Below are 15,171 nucleotides of genomic sequence, written 5' to 3' on the forward strand. Positions count from 1 at the left end.
TTTGGCACGCTGTTGAGTTCTCAAGGAACGGACGCTTCCTTCGGACCGCCTTCCAGCGGACCCTCCGGGCTTCGTTCTTTCGTGTTTCCAGCTTACCAGACGTTTTCCGCTCCGTTTACCGGGGCTTTTCGCATCTGAAATCTGGTGTTAACCGCCAAGTTGTGGCGACTCGACCAACCATAGCGGGTCGGCAGCCGGAGCGCGAATCGGGGCGCACCGGGAGTCCCCCGGACGGCGGCATGATTTGTTGCTCTCGCGAGCATATACAGCAATGGTCCCGATTCGCCAAGATGCCTGTAGAGTGCGGCGCATCGGAGCCAAGAGGACTAGACCACTCGCGGGTCGGTGAGTCGCCGGCCGGCTGGACCGGCAGGGGCGGGGTCTTCGCCCGGGAATGTCAGCAGATGTCCAAAGTTGACATGATTTAGGCTTCGGTTGATCGTCGTGCCGCTCCTCGCGGCCGCACGCTGTACTGCGCACTTGGGAGGCACAACCATGACCACTGTGACGTCGCCGCTGACCGGCAAGATCGTGGGGCTCGCGGGCGTGCCCGACCCGGTGTTCTCGGGTGCGATGGTCGGCCCGGGCACCGCGATCGACCCCGTTCGCGAGCAGACCACGGCGGTCGCTCCGGTGGACGGTGTCGTCGTCTCCATGCACCCGCACGCGTTCGTTGTCGTGGACGCCGAGGGCCACGGTGTGCTGACCCACCTCGGGATCGACACCGTTCAGCTGAACGGCGAGGGCTTCGAGCTGCTCGTCAACAAGGGCGACACGGTGACCCGGGGTCAGGCCGTCATCAAGTGGGACCCGGCCGCCGTCGAGGCCGCGGGCAAGTCGCCGATCTCGCCGATCGTGGCGCTGGAGGCCACCGTGGACTCGCTGGGCGACCTGCGGGAGGACGGCGACGCCAAGGCCGGCGAGCAGCTGTTCAACTGGAGCTGACCTCTTCCTTCCGACCCGCCCCGGACGAGATGACGGGGCGGCCCCCACACACAGCGGTTCCCGGCGGGGCCGCTCATCTCAGCGGAGACAGGTGACATGGAGAAGACGCTGCGCGGCGTGGGCGTGAGCCACGGGGTCGCGATCGGCCAGGTGCGGCACATGGGGACGGCGGTGCTGGAGCCCCCGGCCACCCAGATCCCGACCGAGGACGCCCCCCGTGAGCAGGCTCGCGCCCAGGCCGCCGTCGAGGCGGTCGCCGCCGACCTCATCGCGCGCGGCAACCTCGCGGGCGGCGAGGCCCAGGCCGTGCTGGAGGCCCAGGCGCTGATGGCGCAGGACCCGGAGCTGATGGCCGACGTGTCCCGCCGGATCGCCGTCGGCAGCAGTGCCGAGCGCGGCATCTACGACGCGTTCGCGGCCTACCGGGCGCTGCTCGCCTCCGCCGGGGAGTACCTGGCCGGGCGGGTCGCCGACCTGGACGACGTGCGCAACCGGATCGTGGCCCGGCTGCTCGGCGTGCCGATGCCGGGCGTGCCGGACAGCGACGAGCCGTACGTGCTGTTCGCGCGGGACCTGGCGCCGGCCGACACCGCGCTGCTGGACCCGACTCTGGTGCTCGGCTTCGTGACCGAGGAGGGCGGGCCGACCAGCCACAGCGCCATCCTGGCCCGGGCGATGGGCGTGCCGGCCGTCGTGGCGCTGCCGGGTGCGATCGAGGTCGCCGAGGGCACCGTCGTCGCGGTGGACGGCAGCTCCGGCGACGTACTGCTGGAGCCGTCCCAGGAGAAGCAGAACGAGCTGCGGGCGGCCGCCGCCGAGCGCAGGGCCGCGCTGGCCGCCTCCTCCGGCCCGGGGCAGACCTCGGACGGGCACCGGGTGCCGCTGCTGGCCAACGTGGGCGGACCGGCCGACGTGCCGGCCGCGCTGGAGAACGGCGCCGAGGGTGTCGGCCTGTTCCGCACCGAGTTCCTGTTCCTGGACGACTCGGCGAAGGCTCCCGGCGCGGAGAAGCAGGTCGAGGCGTACCGCAAGGTGCTGGAGGCCTTCCCCGAGGGCCGGGTCGTGGTCCGGGTGCTGGACGCCGGCGCCGACAAGCCGCTGGACTTCCTGACCCCGGCCGACGAGCCCAACCCGGCTCTGGGCGTGCGCGGTCTGCGCACCCTGCTCGAACACCCCGAGGTGCTGCGGACCCAGCTGGAGTCGCTGGCCAAGGCGGCCGAGGGCCTGCCGGTGCACCTTGAGGTGATGGCCCCGATGGTGGCCGACCGCAAGGACGCCAAGGACTTCGCGACCGCCTGCCGTGAGGCCGGGCTGGACGCCAAGTTCGGCGCGATGGTGGAGATCCCGTCGGCCGCGCTGCGCGCCAGGGCGATCCTCCAGGAGGTCGAGTTCCTGTCGCTGGGGACCAACGACCTCGCGCAGTACACCTTCGCGGCCGACCGCCAGGTCGGTGCGCTGGCCCGGCTCCAGGACCCGTGGCAGCCGGCCCTGCTGGACCTGGTCGCCGCGGCGGCCGACGCCGCGCGGGCGGCCGGCAAGAGCTGCGGCGTCTGCGGCGAGGCGGCCTCCGACCCGCTGCTGGCCGTGGTGCTGACCGGTCTGGGCGTCACCAGCCTGTCGATGGGCGCGGCCTCGATCCCCTACGTGCGGACCACGCTCGCCAAGTACACGCTGGCGCAGTGCCGCCGGGCGGCCGAGGCGGCCCGGGCCGCGGACAGCGCCGAGGAGGCGCGGGCCGCGGCGCAGCAGGTGCTCTCCGGCGAGTAGCCGGGAACGGCGGAAGCGGGAACAGCGAGAGGGGCGCCCCCACCATCCCGGGTGGGGGCGCCCCTCTCGTCCGTCCCGGGGCCGGTCAGGCCCGGCGGTCGAGGCGGAGCTGCTCGAAGAAGCGCAGGTGCTCGATGCGGTCGACGGAGCCGGGGTTGACGGCCTGCTCCAGCGGGGTGCCGGAGAGGATGCGCTTGACCGGGACCTCGATCCGCTTGCCGGTGAGGGTGTGCGGGAGGCCGTCGACGGCGATGACCTCGTCGGGCACGTGGCGCGGGGAGAGTTCGGTGCGCAGCGCGGTGCGGATGCGGCCGACCAGGTCGTCGTTCAGTTCCGCGCCGGGGGCGAGGACGACGAACAGCGGCATCCAGTAGCCGCCGTCGGGCTCCTCCAGGCCGATGACCAGCGACTCGGCGATCTCGGGGAGGCGCTCGACGACCTCGTAGATGTCCGAGGAGCCCATTCGGACGCCCTGGCGGTTGAGGGTGGAGTCGGAGCGGCCGTGGATGACGACGGTGCCCCGGGAGGTGACGGTGATCCAGTCGCCGTGGCGCCAGATGCCCGGGTACATGTCGAAGTAGCTGTCGTGGAAGCGGGTGCCCTTGTCGTCGTTCCAGAAGCCGGTGGGCATGGACGGGAGGGGCTTGGTGACGACGAGTTCGCCGACGGTGTCGATGTGCGGGTGGCCCTGGACGTCCCAGGACTCGACGGCGGCGCCGAGGCAGGGGGCCTGGATCTCGCCGAGGTGGACCGGCAGGGTCGGGACGCCGCCGACGAAGCAGGAGCAGACGTCGGTGCCGCCGCTGACCGAGGCGAGCCAGACGTCCTCACTGACCTCGTCGTAGATCCAGCGGAAGCCGTCGGGCGGGAGCGGGGAGCCGGTGGTGCCGATGCAGCGGACGGCGGAGAGGTCGAGTTCGCGGCCGGGGTGGAGTTCGGCCTTGCGGCTGGCACCGATGTAGGCGGCGGAGGTGCCGAAGACGGTGGTGCCGGTGCGGGCGGCGACCGACCACAGGGCGCCGGCGTCGGGGTGGCCGGGGCTGCCGTCGTAGGTGACGATCGTGGATCCGACCAGGAGGCCGGCGACCAGGAAGTTCCACATCATCCAGCCGGTCGAGGTGAACCAGAAGAAGCGGTCCTGCGGGCCGAGGCCGAGGTGGAGGCCGACCTGCTTGAGGTGCTCGACCAGGATGCCGCCCTGGCTCTGGACGATCGGCTTGGGCAGGCCGGTGGTGCCGGAGGAGTAGAGCACCCAGAGCGGGTGGTCGAACGGGAGCTGGGCGAACTCCGCTTCGCCGTCGGCTCCCGGGGTCCGGCCGGAGACCAGGTCGGCCCAGTCGAGGGCGCCTTCGGGGGCCGGGCCGCCGAGCAGCGGGACGTGGACGACGGTGCGCAGCGAGGGCAGTTCGCGGCGCAGCTCGGCGACGACGTCGGTGCGGTCGTGGGCCTTGCCTCCGTAGTGGTAGCCGTCGACGGCGATCAGGACGTCCGGTTCGAGCTGCTGGAAGCGGTCGAGCACGCTGCGGGCGCCGAAGTCGGGGGCGCAGGAGGTCCAGACGGCGCCGACGGCGTTGGTGGCGAGGAGCGCGACGACGGCCTGCGGGACGTTGGGCAGGTAGGCGGCGACCCGGTCGTGGGGGCCGATTCCCCGGGCGCGCAGGGCGGCGGCGAGGGAGAGGACCTGGCGGCGCAGTTCGGCCCAGGTGGTCGGGACCGGGTCACCGCTCGTCTCGTCGACGTGGAGGATGGCGGGCCGGTCGGCGTTGGCCGGGTCCTCGGAGTGGCGCAGGACGTGCTCGGCGTAGTTCAGGCGGGCGCCGGGGAACCACTGGGAGCCGGTGCGGGTCTCGTCGGCGAGGAAGGCGTCGGGCATCCGGGGGTCGGCGAGGACGGCGTCGGGGGCCTGGGTGAAGCGGACGTCGAACCACTGGGTGATCGCGGTCCAGAACCGGTCGAGGTCCTCGGTGGACCAGGCGTGCAGGTCGGCGTAGCGCTGGGCGGCCTGCTGGTCGTCGTCGGCCGGGGCGAGCGGGGCGGCCGGGGCGCCGTGGTTCTCGGCCGCCCAGGCCTGGAAGGCCACCAGGGGGGTGGCGGCGGCGCGAGCGGGGTTGGGGCGCCAGAGCGGCTGGTCCTGCGGTGGGGTGCTCACGGTGGTGGTCTCCCGGCCGGTGGTGGGGACGGGAGGGCTCGTGGCAGACCCGTCCGGTTGGGCTGTCGGTGCAGACCATGCCATGTGATCGGCCGCCGCGCCAGGGTCGGCCGGTGGGGGCCGGGGGCCCGCGTCGCAGGGCGGGCCCGGGGTCAGCGGGGGGTGAACTCGCCGCTGAACCAGCGGCGCAGGACACCCTTGTGGAAGTCCCAGACGAGCGCGGTGTCGGCGGTCGCGAGCAGCCAGCCGTCGGTCTCGTCGGTGGGGCGCGAGGGCGGGAGCTCGGCGAGCGGGCGGGCCGGGAGCAGGCCGCAGAGCATGACGAAGCGGCCGGCGGGGTCGGAGGCGGTGTGGATCAGGGTGACGTCGGCCGGGTCGGCGGTGATGCCGGTCTCCTCGTGCAGTTCGCGCACGCAGGCCTGCTGCCAGCTCTCGCCGTAGTCCATGTAGCCGCCGGGGAAGGCGAGTTCGCCGTAGCCGGGCTCGATGGTGCGGCGGATGACGACCAGGGCCGGGTCGGCTTCGGGGCGGGTGACGGGGAGGACGGTGACCGCGACGGGCAGCGGGTTGCGGTAGCTGATCTCGGCGCAGCCGGGGCAGGTGCGGGGCCAGAGGCGGGTGCCGGGCGGGTAGGGCGTGCCGCAGAAGTGGCAGTGCGAGAACGGCCGGTGGGCTTCGGCGGTGGTCGTCGCTTCGTCAGTGGTCATGGCCGGATGGTAGCCCGGTCGGTCGACGGCGTTGCCGTGGGCCGCCGGACCTCAGGGGGCGCCCGCGGCGCCGGCCGGGTCGTCGCGGGTGGGGCGGAGCAGCGCGGGGTGCAGCAGGCGGGCGTCGCCGGCGTGGTAGGTGCGGGCGCGGGGGCCGCCGCGGGCGCCGCCGCGCTCGGTGGTGGCGCCGGTGCTCTCGACGAAGCCGGGCACCGACAGCACCTTGCGGTGGAAGTTGCCGGGGTGGAGCTTCTCGTCCCAGACCGCCTCGTAGACGGCGCGGAGGTCGGGGATGGTGAAGTCGTACGGCAGGAAGGCGGTGGCCAGCGGGCTGTACTCCAGCTTGGCGCGCACCCGGTCGAGGCCGTCGGAGAGGATGCGGGCGTGGTCGAAGGCCAGCGTGACCGGGCCGGGGCCGGGGCGCCCGTCGACACCACCCCCGTGGGTGTCGGCGGGCGCACCGGCGGCTCGGGACCGGCCGCAGGGCCGGAGGTCCAGGTCGGAGACGGGGTGCCAGGCGGCGGCCGCGGCGTCCGTCCCGGCCCGGGGGTCGGGCAGGTCCGGGGCGAAGGCGAGGTAGGCGACGGAGACGACGTGCATCCGCGGATCCCGCTCGGGGGCGCCGTAGGTGCCGAGTTGTTCCAGATGGAGGCGGCAGGGCGTGGCCCCGGCGGCGGAGGCGCTCAGCAGGCCCGTCTCCTCGGCGAGCTCGCGGGCGGCGGCCTCGTCCAGGTCCTCCTCGCCGGCCCGCAGGAAGCCGCCGGGCAGCGCCCAGCAGCCCTGGTGGGGCGGGGCGCCGCGCTCGACGAGCAGGACGTGCAGGCCGCCGCGGCGCAACGTCAGGGCGACCACGTCCACGGTGACGGCGATCGGGGCGTAGGCGCGCGGGTCGTACGCGGCGAGCCACTGCTGCTCGGCTCCGGGCCCGGTGGGGGGCGGTTGGTCGTCCGCTGCCATCGCCGGGCTCCTCTCCGTCGTCGCCGGTGCCACCGGGCCTGTTCTGTCGGTGCTGTTCTTCTCGGGCTGAGCACAACGTAGCGAGTGCGTTCCCCGGCGGCAAATGGTTTTCCTGCCCGGCCCGGGGGCGCCCACCCCTAGGCTGTGACCAGGAACTCTTCCAGAGGAGACCGAGATGCCCACTGCTCCCCCGCCGGACTTCGCCGCCGCGCTGGCCGCCGGTCCGCTGGTGCTCGACGGCGGGATGTCGAACCAGTTGGCAGCGGCCGGGCACGACCTCTCGGACGAGCTCTGGTCGGCGCGGCTGCTGGCGGACGACCCGCAGGCGGTGGTGGCGGCGCACCGGGCGTACTTCGCGGCGGGCGCGGACGTCGCGATAACCGCGAGCTACCAGGCGAGCTTCGAGGGCTTCGCGCGCCGCGGGGTCGACCGGGCGCAGGCCGCGCGGCTGCTGGCGCGGAGCGTGGAGCTGGCCCGGGAGGCGGCGCGGCCGGAGCCGGGCGGGCGGCGGCGCTGGGTGGCGGCCTCGGTGGGCCCGTACGGGGCGGTGCTGGCGGACGGCTCGGAGTACCGGGGCCGGTACGGGCTGAGCGTCGCGGAGCTGGCGGACTTCCACCGGCCGCGGCTGGAGGTGCTGGCGGCGACCCGGCCGGACGTGCTGGCGCTGGAGACGGTGCCGGACGCGGACGAGGCGCGGGCGCTGCTGGGGCTGGTGCGCGGACTGGGGGTGCCGGCCTGGCTGTCGTACAGCGTCGAGGGCGACCGGACCAGGGCCGGGCAGCCGCTGGCGGAGGCCTTCGCGCTGGCCGCGGAGGTGGACGAGGTGGTCGCGGTGGGCGTCAACTGCTGCACGCCGCAGGACGCGGACCGGGCGGTGGCGGTGGCCGCCGAGGTGACCGGGAAGCCGGTGGTGGTCTACCCGAACAGCGGGGAGAGCTGGGACGCCGCCCGCCGGGGCTGGTGCGGCGAGCCGACCTTCCGCTCGGCCCGGGTGGGCGGCTGGCTCGCGGACGGCGCGCGGCTGGTGGGCGGCTGCTGCCGGGTCGGGACGGACGGGATCGCGGCGCTGGCGGCGGAGGTGACGGTGCTGCGGGCGCAGCGGGCGGGGGCGGTGGGGTGACGGCGCGGGAGCGGTGAGGACCCGGCGCGGGGCCGTCCGCGCACCCGGCGGACCGCGCCGCGGGCGGGAGGGCCGGGGCGGGTTACCCGGGGGGAAGGTGCACGGAGTCCGGGCGGCCTGGCAGACTCGTCCCGTCATCACTGTGGTCGACATTGTCGACCGCCTTTCAGCGCGGAGGTACCCATGCCCGGCCCGATCCAGTCGCTTTCCCGGGCCGCCGCGATCATGCGCCTGCTGGCCGGCGGTGAACGCCGGCTGGGCCTGTCCGAGGTGTCGACGGCGCTGGACCTGGCCAAGGGGACCGCGCACGGCATCCTGCGCACGCTGCAGCAGGAGGGGTTCGTCGAGCAGGACCCGGAGACCGGCAAGTACCAGCTGGGCGCCGAGCTGCTGCGGCTGGGACAGAGCTACCTGGACGTGCACGAGCTGCGGGCGCGGGCGCTGGTGTGGGCGGACGACCTGGCCCGGGCGTCCGGGGAGACGGTCTACCTGGGGGTGCTGCACCAGCAGGGCGTGCTGATCGTGCACCACGTGTTCCGGCCGGACGACACCCGGCAAGTGCTGGAGGTGGGCTCGATGCAGCCGCTGCACAGCACCGCGCTGGGCAAGGTGCTGGTGGCCTACGACCCGGTGGCGCGCGGGGAGCTGGGCGACGGGCCGTACGAGTCGTACACCGTGCGGACGCTGACCGGGGCGGCCGACGTGGACGCCGAGTGCGCGCTGATCCGGGAGCGCGGCTGGGCGGACTCGATCGAGGAGACCTGGGAGGGCGTGGCCTCGATCGGCGCGCTGATCCAGGACCGGCGGCGCAACCCGGTGGGCGCGGTGTGCATCAGCGGGGCGGTCGAGCGGGTCTGCGAGGACGGCTTCGTGAAGCCCTCGCTGGTGGCCTCGGTGCGCAGCGCGGCGCGGGCGATCTCCCGCGACCTGGGCGCCGGGCGGTTCTGAGCACATCCACGGACGGCCCGCCGAGGGCCGTCGATTCGTCACGCTGAGGCGCGGACGGGCGGGAGCCCTGTCCGCGCCTCTGGCGTTTTGTCCCGTTTCGGGGCGCTCCGCTCGGTAACGTCGACGGACCTGCCGAGGCGAGGGTCACAGCTGCGTAACCCTGCCTTGACGTGGGGGCGACCTGGGGAGGAAGCTTCCGCATGACGGTCGACATTGTCGAACGATGGCCGGAGAGATCGCTCCCACAGCGCGCTCATCCGCACAGCGATCGACCGGCCGCCTGCCCCCACCTACCCTCCGGGCCATATGGACAAGGGAGTCTTTGTGTCCGCGTTCTCCAACGGCGACGTCTTCGTCGGCGAAACCCTCGGCACCGCCGCCCTGATACTTCTCGGCGGTGGCGTCTGCGCCGCCGTGACCCTCAAGAAGTCGAAGGCCCTCAACGCCGGCTGGCTGGCGATCACCTTCGGCTGGGGATTCGCGGTCCTCATCGCCGCCTACATGTCGGCTCCGAAGTCCGGCGCCCACCTGAACCCCGCCGTCACCATCGCGCTCGCGGTGAAGAGCGGCGAGTGGAGCCAGGTGCCGCTCTACCTCGGCTCCCAGCTGCTCGGCGCGATCATCGGCGCCGTCCTGGTCTGGGTCACCTACCTGGGCCAGTTCAACGCGAACGAGGAGCCCACCCTCGGCATCTTCTCGACCGGCCCCGAGATCCGGAACCCGATCCAGAACGTGCTCACCGAGGTCATCGGCACCTTCGTGCTCTGCTTCGCGATCCTCACCATCGGCACCAACTCCGGCCTCTCCCAGTCCGGCACCGGCACCCTGATGGTCGCCTTCACCGTCGTCGGCATCGGCCTCTCGCTGGGCGGCCCGACCGGCTACGCGATCAACCCGGCCCGTGACCTCGGCCCGCGCATCGCGCACGCCCTGCTGCCGATCCCGAAGAAGGGCGGCTCCGACTGGTCGTACGCCTGGATCCCGGTCGTCGGCCCGATCCTGGGCGGCCTCGCGGCCGGTGGCGTCTACAACGCCATCTTCTAAAGGACGGGTTCGCCCCCGCCGTACACGGGGACTGACCGAACAACGCGCGTCAGGCCCACCCACCCCGTATCCCCCGAACCCGAGCCGAGGACCCTCCCCATGACCTCCACCGGTAACTACATCGCCGCGATCGACCAGGGCACCACCTCCAGCCGCTGCATCATCTTCGGCGCCGACGGCCGGATCGTCTCCGTCGACCAGCAGGAGCACCGGCAGATCTTCCCCCAGCCCGGCTACGTCGAGCACGACGCCGCCGAGATCTGGACCCGGGTGCAGTCGGTCGTCCGCGGTGCGCTGGAGAAGGCCGGCCTGACCAAGGACGACATCCGCGCGATCGGCATCACCAACCAGCGCGAGACCACCGTCCTGTGGGACAAGAACACCGGTGAGCCGGTGCACAACGCGCTGGTGTGGCAGGACACCCGCACCGAGGCGCTCTGCCGCGAGCTCGGCCGCAACGTCGGCCAGGACCGCTTCCGCCGCGAGACCGGCCTCCCGCTGGCCAGCTACTTCGCCGGCCCGAAGATCCGCTGGCTGCTGGACAACGTCGAGGGCCTGCGCGAGCGCGCCGAGGCCGGCGACATCCTGTTCGGCACCATGGACACCTGGGTCATCTGGAACCTCACCGGCGGTGTCAACGGCGGCAAGCACGTCACCGACGTCACCAACGCCAGCCGCACCATGCTGATGAACCTGAACACGCTGGCGTGGGACGAGAAGATCGCCGACTCGATGGGCGTGCCGATGGCCGTCCTGCCGGAGATCCGCTCCTCCGCCGAGGTCTACGGCGAGGCCGTCGGCGACCTGGCCGGCGTCCCGGTCGCCTCCGCGCTCGGCGACCAGCAGGCCGCGCTGTTCGGCCAGACCTGCTTCGACGAGGGCGAGGCCAAGTCCACCTACGGCACCGGCACCTTCCTGCTGCTGAACACCGGCGAGAAGATCGTCAACTCGTACCACGGCCTGCTGACCACCGTCGGCTACCGGATCGGCGACCAGGCCCCGGTGTACGCCCTGGAAGGCTCGATCGCCGTCACCGGCTCGCTCGTCCAGTGGCTGCGCGACCAGCTCGGCATCATCTCCACCGCCGCCGAGATCGAGACCCTCGCCAACACCGTCGAGGACAACGGCGGCGCCTACTTCGTCCCGGCCTTCTCCGGCCTGTTCGCCCCGTACTGGCGCTCCGACGCCCGCGGTGTGATCGCCGGTCTGACCCGGTACGTCACCAAGGGCCACCTGGCCCGGGCCGTCCTGGAGGCCACCGCCTGGCAGACCCGCGAGGTCGTCGACGCCATGCAGAAGGACTCCGGGGTCGAGCTCACCGCCCTCAAGGTCGACGGCGGCATGACCAGCAACAACCTGCTCATGCAGAACATCGCCGACGTCCTGGACGCCCCGGTCGAGCGCCCGTACGTGGCCGAGACCACCGCCCTCGGCGCCGCCTACGCGGCCGGACTCGCCGTCGGCTTCTGGAACGACCTCGACACCCTGCGGGCCAACTGGCACCGCGCCGCCGAGTGGACCCCGCGCATGGACGAGGCCACCCGGGAGCGTGAGTACAAGAAGTGGCTCAAGGCCGTGGAGCGCACCATGGGCTGGGTGGAGGAGGAAGAGAACAACTGACCGACAAGCCGGTCGGGGCCCCGCGCCCCGACCGGCCGCCCGCTGTTCCGGCAACGGGTGTCACCGGGTTCAACCGGCCCGCCGCACCGGGCCGACCGGCCTCTCCCGCAGAGGCCGCACCGCACACGAGAGGAGTAACGGCGCCGCCCGACCCGCGCGCGCCGTACACAACCACCATGGCAACCATTCCGACCCTGGGCGCCGAGCGCACCGCCGGCCACACCGCCTCCCGCGCCGAGACCCGCGAGCTGCTCGGCAAGGCCACCTACGACCTGCTGGTGATCGGGGGCGGCATCCTCGGCACGGCCGTCGCCTGGACCGCGTCCCAGGCCGGCCTCAAGGTCGCCATGGTCGACGCCGGCGACTTCGCCGGCGCCACCTCCAGCGCCTCCTCCAAGCTCGTCCACGGCGGTCTGCGCTACCTGCAGACCGGCGCGGTCAAGCTGGTCGCGGAGAACCACAAGGAGCGCCGCGCGCTCTCCACCGACGTGGCCCCGCACCTGGTCAACCCGCTGACCTTCTTCGTGCCGGTCTACAAGGGCGGCCCGCACGGCGCCGCCAAGCTCGGCGCCGGCGTCTTCCTGTACTCCGCGCTGTCCGCCTTCCGCGACGGCATGGGCCGGGTCTCCACCGCCGCCCACGCCGCCCAGCAGGTGCCCGCGCTGCGCACCGAGGGCCTGCGCTCGGTGGCCGTCTACGGCGACCACCAGATGAACGACTCGCGCGTCGCCGTGATGACCGTGCGCGCCGCCGTCGACGCCGGCGCCGTGGTGCTCAACCACGCCGAGGTCACCGGCCTGCGCTTCACCGGCGGCCGGGTCACCGGCGCCGACCTGCGCGACCGCCTGGACGGCAGCGAGTTCGGCATCGACGCCCGCCTGGTGCTGAACGCCACCGGCCCGTGGGTGGACCACCTGCGCAAGATGGAGGACGCCGGCGCCGCGCCGTCGATCCGCCTCTCCAAGGGTGCCCACGTGGTCGTCAAGCGCCGCTCGCCGTGGCGCGCCGCGCTGACCATCCCGATCGACAAGTACCGCGTCTCCTTCGCCATCCCGTGGGAGGACCACGTCCTCCTCGGCACCACCGACGAGGAGTACACCGGCGACCCGAAGGACGTCCGGGCCACCGAGGCGGACATCGACCAGATCATGGGCGAGGCCGCGCACGCGATCCGCGACGAGCACCTCGACCGCGACCTGATCACCTACTCCTTCGCCGGCCTGCGGGTGCTGCCGGGCGGCCCGGGCGACACCGCCGCCGCCAAGCGCGAGACCGTCGTCACCGAGGGCCGCGGCGGCATGCTGTCGGTCTCCGGCGGCAAGTGGACCACCTACCGGCACATCGGCCGCGCCGTCCTGGAGAAGCTGGCCCACGTGCCCGGCACCAGCCTCGGCGAGGACATGTCCCCGATCGCCCCGACCGTCCCGCTGCCGGGCGTCGGCGCGCCGAACGCGGTGGCGCACCGCCTGCTGATCGACCGTGAGCCGGGCTCGCGGATGGAGCCGCTGGTGGCCAAGCACCTGGCCAGCCACTACGGCACGCTGTCCTTCGACATCGCCCGCATGATCGACGAGAACCCGGAGCTCGGCCGGCCGATCCACGAGGACGGTCCGGACGTCTGGGCGCAGGTCGCGTACGCGGCGGACAACGAGTGGGCGTACACCTCGGACGACGTGCTGCGCCGCCGCACCACGATGACGGTGCGCGGGCTGGACACGCCGGAGATCAAGGCCGAGGTCGAGGCCTTCCTCGCGAAGCGCGGGAACAAGTAGGCACCGAACAGGGCAGTCACGGCCTCGCGGAGCGCGCGAAGCAGGTCGAGGCCTTCACGGCGGGCGGGCGTCCGGGGTTTCCCCGGGCGCCCGCCCGCCGTTTCGCCGTCAGACCGGGATTCCGGCCTTGACCACCCGCTTCGGGTGGAGGTCGGGGCGGGTGAGCACGGCGAGGTCGGCGAGCGGGTCGCCGTCCAGGACGAGCAGGTCGGCGTGGGCGCCCGGGGCGAGGGTGCCGATCTCCCCCGCCAGGCCGAGCAGCCGGGCCGCCGTGGTGGTCGCCGAGCGCAGCACGTCCGCGACCGGCTGGACCTGGGCGCGCAGGGTGAACTCCTCCAGTTGGGCCGGGTGCAGCGGGCCGAGCAGGTCGCTGCCGTAGACGAGGTTGACGCCCGCGCGGTGGGCGCGCTCCAGCGCTTCAAGGCCCCGGTCGCGAACCTCGGCGAGCTTGCCCAGGGAGGCGGGCGGCAGGCCGGAGGCGGCGCCGGCCCGGGCGGTCTGCTCGTAGGCGACCAGGGTGGGCACCAGGAAGGCGTCCTTCTCCAGCAGCAGGGCGACCGTGCCGTCGTCCAGCAGGTTCCCGTGCTCGACGCAGCGCACGCCGGCCCGCAGGGCGCGGTCGATCGCCCGCGGGTGGTAGGCGTGCACGGTGACGTAGCGGTTGTGGTTCTCGGCCTCCTCGACGGCCGCGCGGATCTCCTCCTCGCTGTACTGGACGGCGCCGATCTCGTCGTGCGGGGAGGCGACGCCGCCGGAGAGCAGCACCTTGAGGTGGCGGGCGCCCTTGCGGAACTCGTCCCGGGCGGCGGTCCGCACCGCGTCCACTCCGTCGGCGATCCGGCCGAAGTGCGGGCGGGATTCGCAGCAGGGCAGGGAGTCGTCGCCGAGCGGGCGCAGGTCGCCGTGGCCGCCGGTCTGGGAGAGCGCCTTGCCGCCGTGCAGCAGCCGCGGGCCGGGCACCAGGCCCTCCGCGAGGGCGCGGGCCATCCCGTGGTCGGCGCCGCCGACGTCGCGGACGGTGGTGAAGCCGCGGCGCAGCATGCGTTCGGCCTCGGCGAGGGCGCGCACGGTGGCGTAGCCGGGGGTCCAGTTGGTGAAGTCGTGCAGGTCGAGCGAGGTGACCAGCAGGTGGACGTGGGCGTCGATCAGGCCGGGCAGGACGGTGCCGCCGGCGGCGTCGAGGACCCGGACGTCCTCCGCGGCGGTGGGCGGGCGGCCGGTGCCGGTGGCCGCGATCCGGCCGTCGGCGGCCTCCAGCCAGCCGAGGTCGGTGCGGGTGCCGTCCTCGGGGTGGAGCAGGTGGGCGTTGGTGATCAGCAGGCGGCTCATGCGCCCACCTCGCCGCGCCCGGCGGGGGCACTCGCCCACGCGCACTTCTCGGCGGTTCGTTCGCTTCGCTCGCTCACGATGATGGCCCTCGTTTCAGTACGGCTCGTATTGAATACGACTCGTACTGAATACACCATGTATCGTGCTGCTGTGAAACCGCCCCCCGCCGATACCGCCCCCCGACCACCCAGACGCCGCGTCCACACCCGGGCCCGGCTGCTCGCCGCCGCACGCGAGCTGTTCCTCTCCGTCGGCTTCGCCCGGACGAGCATCGAGGACGTCTGCGCCGCCGCCGGCTACACCCGAGGCGCCTTCTACTCGAACTTCGGCGGCAAGGAGGAGCTGCTGCTGGCGCTCTTCGACGACCAGGCCGCTCGGCGGATGGCCGAACTGGCCGAACTGGCCGCCGCCTGCGAGGCGCTGGCGCCCCGGGAGCGGGCGCGGCGGCTGGTCGAGGCGCTGCTGCGGGTCGAGCCGACGGAGTCCGGGTGGATCCTGCTGTTCCTGGAGTTCCGGCTGGTCGCGGCCCGGACTGCGGCACTGGCCGAGCAGGTCGCCGCGCACGACCGGGCGGTCGCGCGGGCGCTGGCCGAGGTCCTGGAGCGGGCGCTGCCGGAGCTGGTGCCCCCGGGGGCGAGCGCCGACCAGGCCGCGACGGTGGTCCTGGCGGCGCGGGAGGGACTGCTGGCCCGGACGGCGGCGGGCGGCGCGGTCGCGGAGGACCTGCTGACGGCGACGGCGGCGGTGCTGTCGGGGCTGCTGGACGGGTCGGACCGATGAAACGCCGAGGGGCGGCACCCGTACGGTCACGGG

12 protein-coding genes are annotated in these 15,171 nt (G+C 73.4%); 8 read left to right on the forward strand and 4 right to left on the reverse strand.

Going from position 1 to position 15,171, the window contains the following annotated elements; all coding sequences use genetic code 11:
• Window positions 1-495 precede the first annotated feature (495 nt).
• Window positions 496-945, forward strand: coding sequence for a PTS glucose transporter subunit IIA (locus ACFVGO_RS37820; protein WP_359911157.1), 450 nt, complete (start codon window positions 496-498; stop codon window positions 943-945).
• Between the two features lie 96 nt (window positions 946-1,041).
• Window positions 1,042-2,712, forward strand: coding sequence for a phosphoenolpyruvate--protein phosphotransferase (ptsP, locus tag ACFVGO_RS37825; protein ID WP_380636729.1), 1,671 nt, complete (start codon window positions 1,042-1,044; stop codon window positions 2,710-2,712).
• 85 nt (window positions 2,713-2,797) lie between these two features.
• Here ptsP and ACFVGO_RS37830 read toward each other — a convergent pair whose 3' ends face one another.
• The 3 genes from ACFVGO_RS37830 to ACFVGO_RS37840 all read right to left on the reverse strand — a co-directional run bounded on the left by ACFVGO_RS37830 (window position 2,798) and on the right by ACFVGO_RS37840 (window position 6,525).
• Window positions 2,798-4,945 (reverse strand): acetoacetate--CoA ligase, encoded by a 2,148-nt coding sequence (locus ACFVGO_RS37830; RefSeq protein ID WP_380636732.1) that lies wholly within the window; start codon window positions 4,943-4,945, stop codon window positions 2,798-2,800.
• Window positions 4,946-5,013: 68 nt separating this feature from the next.
• The gene (locus ACFVGO_RS37835) at window positions 5,014-5,568 is read right to left on the reverse strand and encodes an NUDIX domain-containing protein (protein ID WP_380358629.1); all 555 of its coding nucleotides are present in this window, start codon (window positions 5,566-5,568) and stop codon (window positions 5,014-5,016) included.
• A 51-nt stretch (window positions 5,569-5,619) separates the two neighbouring features.
• The gene (locus ACFVGO_RS37840; protein WP_359911145.1) at window positions 5,620-6,525 is read right to left on the reverse strand and encodes an NUDIX domain-containing protein; all 906 of its coding nucleotides are present in this window, start codon (window positions 6,523-6,525) and stop codon (window positions 5,620-5,622) included.
• 175 nt (window positions 6,526-6,700) lie between these two features.
• Between ACFVGO_RS37840 and mmuM the strand changes: the two genes are divergently transcribed.
• The 5 genes from mmuM to ACFVGO_RS37865 all read left to right on the forward strand — a co-directional run bounded on the left by mmuM (window position 6,701) and on the right by ACFVGO_RS37865 (window position 13,029).
• Window positions 6,701-7,645, forward strand: coding sequence for a homocysteine S-methyltransferase (gene mmuM, locus ACFVGO_RS37845; RefSeq protein WP_359911143.1), 945 nt, complete (start codon window positions 6,701-6,703; stop codon window positions 7,643-7,645).
• A gap of 183 nt (window positions 7,646-7,828) precedes the next feature.
• Window positions 7,829-8,593, forward strand: coding sequence for an IclR family transcriptional regulator (locus ACFVGO_RS37850; RefSeq protein WP_359911141.1), 765 nt, complete (start codon window positions 7,829-7,831; stop codon window positions 8,591-8,593).
• Window positions 8,594-8,917: 324 nt separating this feature from the next.
• Entirely contained in the window at window positions 8,918-9,637 is a 720-nt protein-coding gene (locus ACFVGO_RS37855; RefSeq protein WP_359911139.1) for an MIP/aquaporin family protein, read from the forward strand.
• 99 nt (window positions 9,638-9,736) lie between these two features.
• The gene (glpK, locus tag ACFVGO_RS37860; protein ID WP_359911136.1) at window positions 9,737-11,257 is read left to right on the forward strand and encodes a glycerol kinase GlpK; all 1,521 of its coding nucleotides are present in this window, start codon (window positions 9,737-9,739) and stop codon (window positions 11,255-11,257) included.
• Window positions 11,258-11,433: 176 nt separating this feature from the next.
• Window positions 11,434-13,029: a glycerol-3-phosphate dehydrogenase/oxidase gene (locus tag ACFVGO_RS37865; RefSeq protein WP_359911133.1), complete on the forward strand. Its 1,596-nt coding sequence runs from the start codon at window positions 11,434-11,436 to the stop codon at window positions 13,027-13,029.
• 108 nt (window positions 13,030-13,137) lie between these two features.
• Here ACFVGO_RS37865 and ACFVGO_RS37870 read toward each other — a convergent pair whose 3' ends face one another.
• Entirely contained in the window at window positions 13,138-14,358 is a 1,221-nt protein-coding gene (locus ACFVGO_RS37870; RefSeq protein WP_359911130.1) for an amidohydrolase family protein, read from the reverse strand.
• 150 nt (window positions 14,359-14,508) lie between these two features.
• On the opposite strand from ACFVGO_RS37870, the gene ACFVGO_RS37875 reads away from it, so the two are divergent.
• Window positions 14,509-15,138, forward strand: coding sequence for a TetR/AcrR family transcriptional regulator (locus ACFVGO_RS37875; protein ID WP_359911128.1), 630 nt, complete (start codon window positions 14,509-14,511; stop codon window positions 15,136-15,138).
• Window positions 15,139-15,171 lie beyond the last annotated feature (33 nt).

The organism is Kitasatospora sp. NPDC057738 (assembly GCF_042798815.1).
GTDB lineage: Bacteria > Actinomycetota > Actinomycetes > Streptomycetales > Streptomycetaceae > Kitasatospora > Kitasatospora lactacystinica.